Source organism: Oliverpabstia sp., from assembly GCF_022785585.1.
Taxonomy (GTDB): domain Bacteria; phylum Bacillota; class Clostridia; order Lachnospirales; family Lachnospiraceae; genus Oliverpabstia; species Oliverpabstia intestinalis.
Window position 1 is genome coordinate 1 of sequence record NZ_JALFPR010000167.1, and the last position, 3,011, is coordinate 3,011.

General features: G+C 47.9%; 2 protein-coding genes and 1 pseudogene. All 3 read right to left on the minus strand.

Features of this window, described 5'->3' with window-relative positions:
• Nucleotides 1-362 (minus strand): annotated as a pseudogene (locus MSA64_RS11450) (CbiQ family ECF transporter T component); the annotation flags it as partial.
• Nucleotides 352-2,076, minus strand: coding sequence for an ABC transporter ATP-binding protein (locus MSA64_RS11455; RefSeq protein WP_287891680.1), 1,725 nt, complete (start codon nt 2,074-2,076; stop codon nt 352-354). The pseudogene MSA64_RS11450 and the gene MSA64_RS11455, both read right to left, overlap by 11 nt.
• A 98-nt stretch (nt 2,077-2,174) precedes the next feature.
• Nucleotides 2,175-2,726 carry an ECF-type riboflavin transporter substrate-binding protein gene (locus MSA64_RS11460; protein WP_227596905.1) on the minus strand — a complete coding sequence of 184 codons (552 nt, stop codon included), beginning with the start codon at nt 2,724-2,726 and terminating at the stop codon, nt 2,175-2,177.
• Between the last annotated feature and the right edge of the window lie 285 nt (nt 2,727-3,011).

Sequence of the window (3,011 nt, forward strand, 5' to 3'; positions counted from 1 at the left end):
ATATTTACCATATAAAACAGCTGCTCCGCTGTCAGATCATACCTCCAGAACAGATGGCAGAGTACATGCCGGGTGCCATACAGTGTTGTTCCCTGATCCGGGTCGAACAAAAAGATGAACAAATTATTCAACAGTAGAAAAACAAGCATGAAAATCATCATAAAACGGACTTCTTTGAAGCGGATCCTGCTGAGTTTGAACGCTGAGATACTCATCGCCAAAAGTCCAAGAAGCACCCAGGTGTTGTAGGTGATCATGCTGGCGAAGGTAAATAACAGGAAAAATGCCAGCTTGGTAGTTCCGGTGAGTCTGTGAACTACACTTTCCCTTGGCAGATAATTTAATACCGTATTAGCGGCCATGGCTGCGCACCTCCCGATCTTCTTCGATAAAACATTCCACAAAGGCTTCCGGCGGCGTGATACCTGCACGGTTGGCCAGAGTGAATAAACTGGTTTCCTTCAGAGCCGCCCTCTTAACCAGCTCCCGATTACATAAAACTGCCGCCGCACTGTCATCAGCGATCAGCCGCCCGTCCGCAAAGACAAGTGCCCGCGGTGTATATTCCAGCATCAGATGCATATCATGGGTGATCATCACAACGGTGACACCCTCTTCATTTAATTTTCGCAAAAATTCCATAATTTCTGTATAATGATGAAAATCCTGCCCCGCCGTCGGCTCATCCAGAATGATCAATTCCGGATTCTGTACCAGAACACTGGCGATGGTCACACGTTTTTTCTGTCCGAAACTCAGTGCTGAGATCGGCCAGTTTCGGAACGGATACAGGCCACAGATCTTCAGTGTCTCTTCCACCCGCTCCCTGACCTTCGCCTCATCCAGTCCTGTATTGCGAAGGCTCAATGCTACCTCGTCAAAAATCATGGTCTTGGAGATCATCTGATTTGGATTCTGCATCACGTAGCCGATATGTTTTGCTCTGTGACGGATATTTTCTGTCAGCAGATCCTTCCCTGCAAAGCGAATCTCTCCCTGATCCGGATCCTCGAAGCCACAGACCAGTTTGGAAAATGTCGATTTTCCGGCTCCGTTCTTTCCTACGATGCTGACCATCTCTCCTTTTCGGATCGTCAGGCTTACATCCTGAAGCGTCCGCTGTCCTTTTGTATAGCCAAAACTCAGGTTTTTCACTTCCAAAAGAGGCTCTCTCTCCGACTCCTTCTTTCCTGCCATACGCGACTGGAACCACTGCTTTAACTGTTTTACATCGTCTTCCGGCAGTGCAACCCTGTCTGCATGGGATGGTTTTTTCTCCGGTGTCAGCGTGATTCCGGCATAGCGCATCGCAGTCAGATACAGTGGCTCCCGGATCCCATTTTCAGCAAGAAGCTCCGTTGCCAGAAGTTCATCCGGATGCAGATCTGCCAGGATCCTTCCTTCACTGACCAGGATGATCCGATCCACATCTCTCCATAATACATCTTCCAGACGATGTTCGATGATCACTACCGTAGTGTCGGTCTCTTTCTGGATCTCATCGATCAGCTCGATCGTCTGTTTTCCGGTTGCCGGATCCAGATTGGCAAGGGGTTCATCAAATAACAGGATCTTCACCTGGTCCACCATAACACCGGCGAGACTGACCCGTTGTTTTTGTCCGCCGGAAAGTTCATGGGGTGCATAGTCAAGATGGTTATTGATTTTTACCAGTTCTGCTACTTTTCGCGTGATCTGATGCATCTCATCCTGGGGCGTACAACTGTTCTCCAGGGAAAATGCAATATCCTCTCCTACAGTCAGGCCGATAAACTGTCCGTCCGGATCCTGCAGAACCGTTCCCACATGAGCGGAAAGCTCAAAAATACTGCTTTTTGTGGCATCCACCCCATCGATGATCAGTTCGCCGGTGGCTTCGCCCGGATTGGAACAGGGATTCAGTCCGTTAATACAGCCCGCAAGAGTACTTTTCCCGCAACCGGAGGGACCTGCGATCAGAACTCTCTCACCCGGATAGATATCCAGATTGATATTTGTTAAAGTCGGTCGTTTCTGGGCACGATACTGAAAGGAATAATTTTTGAATGAAATAACAGGGGATTGTTTGTTTGTCACGTTTTTCTCTACCTCGTCTTACTATTTGCAAAAGAAAAAGCTTTTTCACAAGCCTCTGAGACTTTATGAGAAAGCTTTTTCGTAATCAGCAACTGATTTTATTCCTGATCCAGGGATCCTTTTTTGGCAATGGTCTTTGTGTAAGCCAGGATCAGAAGTCCACCTACTACCACACCGGTGATCGTATTGGATACTGCGGCAAATGCACCCTGTGCAAATACTTTTTTTGCCGGTTCAGCATAAATCAGAATATCCAGTACCGGAGCCACTACAACCCATCCGATGACATGAGCAACTACGTTTGCGATTGCAAATACTGCTACTTTTGCTTTACCAAAATCGCCTTCCTGAACGTTCAGCTTTCTGGCGAATGCTCCTACAACCACACCGACAAATGCAGATGTGATCACCCAGCTCCACCACGGGATTCCACCCCAGGACAGATCCACCAGTGTATGACCGATGAAACCGATCAGACCACCGGCTACCGGACCGTACATAGCAGCCAGCAGAGCCAGTACTGCATACTGAAGACTGATGTTAGTGTTCGGAACCGGACTCGGGATCGCCACAAAACGTCCCAGCACAAAGAACAGAGCCGCGCCGATACCGATGGCTACCACAGTTTTGATACTGTTATTCTTTTTCATATTCATTTCCTCCCTCGTGTTTTCGCTACTGCAGGCTCCGGCTTTATCAGAGACCTCAGCAACGCTATATTCTTATATAGTATACGCTGTTTTATGGAAGGTTGTCAACTGTTCTCTGCGTCTCATGCCGCATGATATCCCGTCTGTGTTACTGTTTACTCCGTTCCAGGCATCACGCTGCGCGATACACCAAATCTGTGCTGATCGGTAACTATTCAGTAGCCACTGTCCCGCGAGGTGTTTTGACATGAATATGTCAAAATCCCGAGACATACAAGCCAAAAT

Excerpts from the sequence above, each read along its gene's own strand:
- MSA64_RS11460 (WP_227596905.1), bottom strand. The coding sequence starts at position 2,726 with ATGAAAAAGAATAACAGTATCAAAACTGTGGTAGCCATCGGTATCGGC.